Annotated in this window: 5 protein-coding genes; all 5 read left to right on the top strand. The window is 67.5% G+C overall.

All coding sequences use genetic code 11. The features are described 5' to 3' along the window. The first annotated feature begins 212 nt into the window (after window positions 1-212). The 5 genes from ENSA7_RS23760 (at window position 213) to ENSA7_RS23740 (ending at window position 6,674) form a co-directional block, all read left to right on the top strand. The gene (locus ENSA7_RS23760) at window positions 213-1,901 is read left to right on the top strand and encodes a DUF1592 domain-containing protein (protein WP_106091621.1); all 1,689 of its coding nucleotides are present in this window, start codon (window positions 213-215) and stop codon (window positions 1,899-1,901) included. Between the two features lie 50 nt (window positions 1,902-1,951). After that, window positions 1,952-3,310, top strand: coding sequence for a DUF1552 domain-containing protein (locus tag ENSA7_RS23755; RefSeq protein ID WP_181234039.1), 1,359 nt, complete (start codon window positions 1,952-1,954; stop codon window positions 3,308-3,310). 37 nt (window positions 3,311-3,347) lie between these two features. Continuing rightward, complete coding sequence (locus tag ENSA7_RS23750) at window positions 3,348-4,172, top strand: hypothetical protein (RefSeq protein WP_106091619.1); 825 nt, start codon at window positions 3,348-3,350, stop codon at window positions 4,170-4,172. Window positions 4,173-4,208: 36 nt separating this feature from the next. After that, entirely contained in the window at window positions 4,209-5,603 is a 1,395-nt protein-coding gene (locus ENSA7_RS23745) for a peptidoglycan DD-metalloendopeptidase family protein (RefSeq protein ID WP_106091618.1), read from the top strand. Between the two features lie 87 nt (window positions 5,604-5,690). Next, entirely contained in the window at window positions 5,691-6,674 is a 984-nt protein-coding gene (locus ENSA7_RS23740) for a tetratricopeptide repeat protein (protein WP_106091617.1), read from the top strand.

The following is a 6,674-nucleotide window of genomic DNA, read 5'->3' as shown; positions in this document are numbered from 1 at the left end:
GTGCGAGGTTGCGAGCGGAGGGGGTTGGGGCGGCTGACGACCCTCGCGAACCAAGCGTCACCGATCGTCACCGCGGGCGCTCGCGTCGGAGCTCGAGTCACTGCCGATCTGTATGTCGCGGACACGCGATCGGCTCGACTCGCCGATCATTTTGATCCCAGCGTGCCGATCAACCTTGAGGTGGGCGTGCGCATCATGCGAGCTTGGTGACCATGGTGATCACGGTGATGCCTCGCGTTGGCTCGACGCTGCTGCTGGCGACGGCGTTGCTGGTCGCAACCAGCTGCGGGGGCGACGGTGACGCGGCGGACACCTTCTCGACCTTCAGTGGCAGTGGCACGGGCAGCGACACCGAGGACACCGACGACACCAACCCCGAGGACGGCGAGTTCGCGGAGCCGCGGCTCCGCATCCTGCTCGGGCGCCAGTACGTCAACGCCGTGGGCGACCTGCTCGGGCCGGCCGCCGCGGCCGTGGCCAGCCCCCGCGCCGACGTCACGCTCAATGGCTTCGATGCGATCGGCGCGGCTCAGATCTCCCTGACCGACGCGGACATCGACGCCTACGAGCGCTCGGCCGTGGCGATCGCTGCGGTCGCCACCGCCAACCCGGCGAGCCTGAGCGCCTACCTGAGCTGCACGCCAACCCAGCCGGCCGACCTCGAGTGCCTGCGCAGCTTCGTGGGTTCGTTCGGCTTCATGGCGTGGCGTCGGCCGCTCGACGAGGCCGAGCTGGGCCGCTGGGCCGAGGTCGGCGTCACCGCGGCCACCGACTTCGGCAGCTTCGACAAGGGCCTCGAGTTCATCATCGCCGGGATGCTGCAGTCGCCCAACTTCGTCTACCAGGTCGAGGTCGGGACCCCAACGGACGACGGCAGCGGCCAGCGCAAGCTCAGCGGGCTCGAGGTCGCCACGCGGATGTCGTTGTTCTTGCTCGACACGACCCCAAGCCGCGCGCTGCTCGAGGCCGCCCAAGCTGGCGAGCTCGACGACGCCGCGGGGGTCCGATCGTGGGCGCAGCAGCTGATCTCCGATCCTCGATCGCGCGCCGCGTTCGACAACTACTTCGAAGAGGTCCTGCACCTGCGCACGCTGGCCGAGATCGCCAAGGATCCTGGCACCTACCCGGGCTGGTCGCCGTACTTGGCCGACTCGATGAAGGTCGAGACCATCGCGCTGATCGACGACGTCGTCTGGATCGAGGACGGCGACTTTCGTGACATCTTGGACGCCGAGCACACCTTCGTGAATCAGGCCTTGGCCGATCACTACGGCGTCGCGTACCCCGGGCCCAGCGGGTTCGTCAGGGTTCCGGTTCCACCTGGCGAGAAGCGGGGCGGCATCTTCGGGCACGCGGCGCTCTTGTCGGTGCTCGCCCACGTCAGCAGCACCTCCCCGACCGTGCGCGGCAAGTTCGTGCAGGAGCGAATGTTGTGCTTCTCGATCCCACCGCCGCCGCCCGGGGTCGTGACGGACCTGCCCTCGACCGAGCAGGCCAAGACCATGCGCGAGCGCCTGGCGCTGCATCAAGAGGAGCCGCTGTGCGCCTCGTGCCACAACATCATGGACCCGATCGGGTTTGGGCTCGAGAACTACGACGGCGTCGGCATCTACCGCACGCTCGACAACGGCGCGCCGATCGACGCAGCCAGCGACATCGACGGCGAGCCGTTCGAGGGCGCCCTCGAGCTCGGGCAGGCGCTGCGCGAGCGCGAGCAGTTCAGCTGGTGCAGCGTGCTCAACCTCTATCGTCACGCCACCGGTCACGTTGAATTGGCGGGCGAGCTCGCGCGCCTGCAGGACGTCGCCGACGCGTTCGTCGACGCCGACCACCGCCTCAAGGCTGCGCTCGTCGAGCTGGTCGCGAGCCGGGCGTTTCGCTACGTCGGGGAGCAGCTCTAAAAATGATGCGACACAAACCAGCGAAGTCCCCGATCATTCGCTCGAAGGGCATGAGCCGCCGAACGATGCTGCGCGGAGCGGTCGGCGGCTCGGCGGTCGCGCTCGCGCTGCCGCTGCTCGAGATCATGCTCGATCAACACGGTGAGGCGCTGGCCAGCGGTGGTCCGCTGCCGCGCCGCCTGATCACTTGGTTCTTTGGCAACGGCTGCGCGCTCAACGTTGGCGGCGACGTCAACAGCGGCCTGCGGTTCTGGCCCACCACGCAGGGGCCCGGCTACGACGTGACCCCGCAGCTGGCCCCGCTCGCGGCCGCGGGCGTGATCGACTATTGCTCGGTGCTGTCCAGGTTCGACGTCAAGGCGGCCGGCGAGCACCGCCGCGGTCACCACGACGGGTGCACGCTGTTCTCTGGCCACCCCTTCATCGAGCTCCCGGTCGACGGTGCGAACTACTCGTCGAAGTCTGGGGGGCCGACGATCGATCAGGTCGCGGCCAGCGAGATCGGCAGCCAGACCTTCCTGCCCTCGGTCCAGCTGCAGATCTCCAAGCGCATTGTCACCTCCGAAGGGCCGACCTTGCAGTATCTGTCGCACAAGGGCCCGGATCAGCCGCTGCCGCAGATCGCCAACCCACAAGAGGCGTGGAACAAGCTGTTCGCCAGCTTCACGCCAGCCAACGACCCCGCCGCGCCGCATCGGCTCGCTGCGCTCGACGCCGTCAGCGAAGACGCCAAGGCCCTGCAGCTGCGGGTCGGGACCGCGGATCGGATCCGGCTGCAGGCCCACCTCGAGTCGGTCGCCCAGATCCGCACGCAGATCGCTGCGACCGCGCCCGAGTGCGTGCAGCCCCCCCAACCGAGCGAGACCAACGCCGACATCGACGGACAGGAGCAGCTGATCTCGGTCAACCAGGTGATGAGCGACCTGCTCGCGCTCGCGTTCGCCTGCGACATCACCCGGGTCGCGAGCGTGCAGTTCACCGGCTCGGTCGGCTACACCGTGTTCAACGATCTCGGCCAGAACGTGGGCCACCACGACATGACCCACGAGGCTGGTCAGAACGAAGCTGTCGACGCCGCCACGATCTACGCCATGGCCCGCTTCGCCGACCTGCTCGCGGCCCTGCGCAACACCCCCGAAGCGGCCGGCAACTTGCTCGACAACAGCTGCGCGCTGGTCAGCAGCGACTGCTCTTCGGGGCTGACCCACAGCACCTTCGACCAGCCGATCATCGTCGCCGGTTCCGGCGGTGGCGCCCTGAAGTACCCCGGCGTCCACTACCGATCCCCGAGCAGCGAGAACAGCTCCGACGTCCTGCTCGCGTGTCTGCGGACCGTGTGCCCGGAGGCGAGCGAGGTCGGCGGCTCGCTGGGGTACTCGAACACCCCGTTGTCGGCGATCCTGGCCTGACAATGGCCTGATCACGACCGCCACAGTGACGCGACACATGCTCAGTCATCAACGACCGATCTCAACCCTCGCGCGCGGGCTCGCCCGCGCCGCCTGTCTGCTCTTCGTACTGGTGCTCGGCTGCTCGTCGGGTGTGGGCACCGAGGCCGAGAGCGGGAGCTTCGGGTCCTCGGCCACGCTCGGAACCGCTGGCGCGACCGACAGCGACAGTGAGAGCGATGGCGGTGACACCAGCGGACCGTTCTGTGGCGATCAAGTCTGCGATCCGCTGACGGAGTCCTGCCAGACTTGCCAGGCCGACTGCGACGTATGCCCGTACTGTGGCGACGGCACGTGCAACGGCAGCGAGGACTGCATGCAGTGCGCGCAGGACTGCGAGGTCTGCCCTGGCTGTGGCGACGACATCTGCGATCCGCAAGAGACCTGCGCGACCTGTCCGCAAGACTGCACCAACGGCTGCGGCGAGTCGATCTGCGGCGACATGATCTGCAACGGCGCCGACACCTGCCAAAACTGCGAGCAGGACTGCGGCATGTGTGCGCCCGCGTGCGGCGACGGGATGTGCAATGGCGCCGAGAATTGTGGCAGCTGTGAGCAAGACTGTGGCGCCTGCGCCAACTGTCCCAACAACAGCTGCGGCGACGACGAGAGCTGCATCTCGTGCCCGGCCGACTGCGGCGCGTGCACCTGCCCGTGTGTCAACAACAACCCCGAATTCAACAACTTCTGCCACCACGGGCCCAACACCGCCGGCTGCCCGATGACGCAGCCAGGTGGGTACTGCGATCCGAACGGCGACGGCAGCTACCAGGACGCCGACTGGAACCTGGGCTTCTTCGACTACGCGGCCCAGTGTAATTGAGTCCGGTCACCGCCTGTGAATGCGCTACGGTAGTCCATGCTCTCGCTCGCGCTGTCGCTCGTGCTCCCTTCGATCGTCGCCGCCGGTCCGGTGCTCGAGCTGCCCTGGCCGTGTGGTGCGACCTACTCGTGCACCCAGAGCAACGGCGGCCAGACGAGCCACACAGGATTCGCGCAGTACGCCTGGGACTTCGGGATGCCGCTGGGCACCGACATCCTCGCCGTCCGCGGGGGGACCGTGCTGCTGATGAAGATGAACTCCATGGTTGGCGGATGCAGCAATCAGTACGCCAGCGATGCCAACTATGTGGTCATCGATCACGGTGACGGGACCGCGGGCCTCTACATGCACGTCGAGGGCAACTCCTCCAATTTCCAGGTTGGCCAGAACGTCGAGGCCGGCGCTGTGATCGCTCGGGTCGGCCAGACCGGGTGGACCTGCGGGCCGCATCTGCACTACCAGACTCAGCAGATCTGCGGCTCCTGGTGGTGCCAATCGGTCCCCTCCGAGTTCTTCGGGGCCGGCACGATCGCCTACCCCGAGTCCGCCGTCAGCGAGAACTGTGGGCCCTGCACGGCCAGCCTCAACGGCGGTCAGACCACGATCAGCGAGAGCGAGGTGCAGTGCTTCGATCGCCTGACCAAGTGGTGGTGGGAGGCCGGCGAGGGCCTCGACAATCATCACTGGTACACCTACGCCACCGCGGCGGGCCAGCCTGAGACGCTCGGGCGCTGGCGGTTCTCGGTCGATACGCCGGGCGACTACGAGGTCGAGGTCCACGTGCCCGCGACCGCGCAATCGACTGGGGCCACCTACGCCGTGCACCACGCTGGCGGCGTCGACCAGGTCGCCCTCAATCAGGCGGCGAACAAGAGCTGGCAGCTGCTCGGCAGCTTCTACTTCGACGGCGGCGGCGACGAGTACATCGAGCTACCCGACAACACCGGAGAGCCGGAGGGTGACCTGATCCCGCTGGCGTTCGACAGCGTGCGCTTCACCTACGTGATCGGCGGCGACGGCGACGGTGATACCGGCGACAGCGGGGACGGGGACGGGGACGGGGATACCGGCGACGGCGACTCCGGCTCGGGCGACGGTGATCCCGGCGACGGAGATTCCGGCGACGGCTGCCAGCTGGGCGAGGCCGGCTGCATGTGCACGATGGGAGGTGGCTGCGATCCTGGGCTCATCTGCCTGCAGGGCTACTGCACCCCCGACAACTCCTCGAGCGGTGACAGCGACACCGGTGGAGCCGGTGGTGACGACTTTGGCGGTGACGATGGCCTGGACTTTCGCGGCACGCCCGGCTGCGCATGCGCGACCGCGGCCGCACCCAACCCGCGCGAGGGGTTGCTCGCAATGCCGCTCGCGCTGCTCGGACTCGCGTGGGTCGCACGTCGCCGACCGCACACCATTGAAGCGCCCAGCTGACCAACAGTTGAACTCGTGGACCTTTTCGTCGGCTCGAGCGTCTGCTCGGACCAGCGCGCTCGAACTCCCACACGCCGACGATTCCACATGTCTTCGCCCCTTCGTCTTCACTCACGGTTGGCCACGACCAGCCTGCTCGCCCTGCTCTTGGTCCTGGCTCCCCCTGTAGGTCACGCCCAAGCTGGTGATGATCAAATCGAGCTGCTCGAGCGGCTGATCAAGTCGACGGATAGGAGCGATCCCGACTACCCCGATTTCTTGTTCCGCCTGGCCGACGAGTACCTCGCGCGGAAGCACGATCTCGAGGCGCGCGCGCTCGTGCTCTACGACAAGATCGACGCCGCCAAAGCCAGCGGCAAGCAAGACCTCGCTCGCGCGCTGGAGAAGCAGCAAGCCCGCACGATCGCCGATGCCCGCGTGGCCAGCGAGACGGCTGTGCAGATGTTTCATGCGCTCGTCAACGATCCAACCTTCGCGTCCTATGGCCGCATGGACGAGGCCCTGTTCCATTACGCTACCGAGCTTGGCCAGCTCGGCGACAGCCAGGGCATGCAGGCCGCGTACCTACGGCTGATCAAGGACTACCCCAGCGGCACCTTCATCCCCCACGCGTATCTCAGCTTCGCCGAGCACTACTTCAACGAGGGTGACCTGGCGCAGGCGATCAAGCTGTACGAGAAGGTGACCGCGTTCAAGTCCAGCTCGGTCACCGCCTACGCCCACTACAAGCTGGGCTGGTGCCACCTCAACCCGATCGGGTCGGCCGGCCCAGATTACGCTCAGAGCTTGCAGGCGTTTGTGGCGAGCATCGAAGCAACTCAGACCGGGGGCGCCGGGGCAGACGCCGCGGGCAAGCAGCTGCGTCGCGAGGCCCGCCGCGACCTGGTCCGCGCCTATGTCCACGCGGGCAAGCCCGACAAGGCGTGGGCGCTCTTCCAGCGGGTCGGCAACGGCCCCGGCAAGGACGAACAACACGCCCGCGAGATGATGCAGTGGCTGGCTGACGAGTACGCCAGCCAGGGCATGTCCGCCGAGGCAGCGCTAATCACAGCCGAATTGGCCGCGCTCTAG

Origin of the sequence: Enhygromyxa salina, from assembly GCF_002994635.1 — a bacterium.
Lineage (GTDB): Bacteria > Myxococcota_A > Polyangia > Nannocystales > Nannocystaceae > Plesiocystis > Plesiocystis salina_B.
This window is presented reverse-complemented; position numbering and strand designations above follow the sequence as displayed.

Excerpts from the sequence above, each read along its gene's own strand:
- ENSA7_RS23760 (WP_106091621.1), top strand. The coding sequence starts at position 213 with ATGGTGATCACGGTGATGCCTCGCGTTGGCTCGACGCTGCTGCTGGCG.
- ENSA7_RS23755 (WP_181234039.1), top strand. The coding sequence starts at position 1,952 with ATGAGCCGCCGAACGATGCTGCGCGGAGCGGTCGGCGGCTCGGCGGTC.
- ENSA7_RS23750 (WP_106091619.1), top strand. The coding sequence starts at position 3,348 with ATGCTCAGTCATCAACGACCGATCTCAACCCTCGCGCGCGGGCTCGCC.
- ENSA7_RS23745 (WP_106091618.1), top strand. The coding sequence starts at position 4,209 with ATGCTCTCGCTCGCGCTGTCGCTCGTGCTCCCTTCGATCGTCGCCGCC.
- ENSA7_RS23740 (WP_106091617.1), top strand. The coding sequence starts at position 5,691 with ATGTCTTCGCCCCTTCGTCTTCACTCACGGTTGGCCACGACCAGCCTG.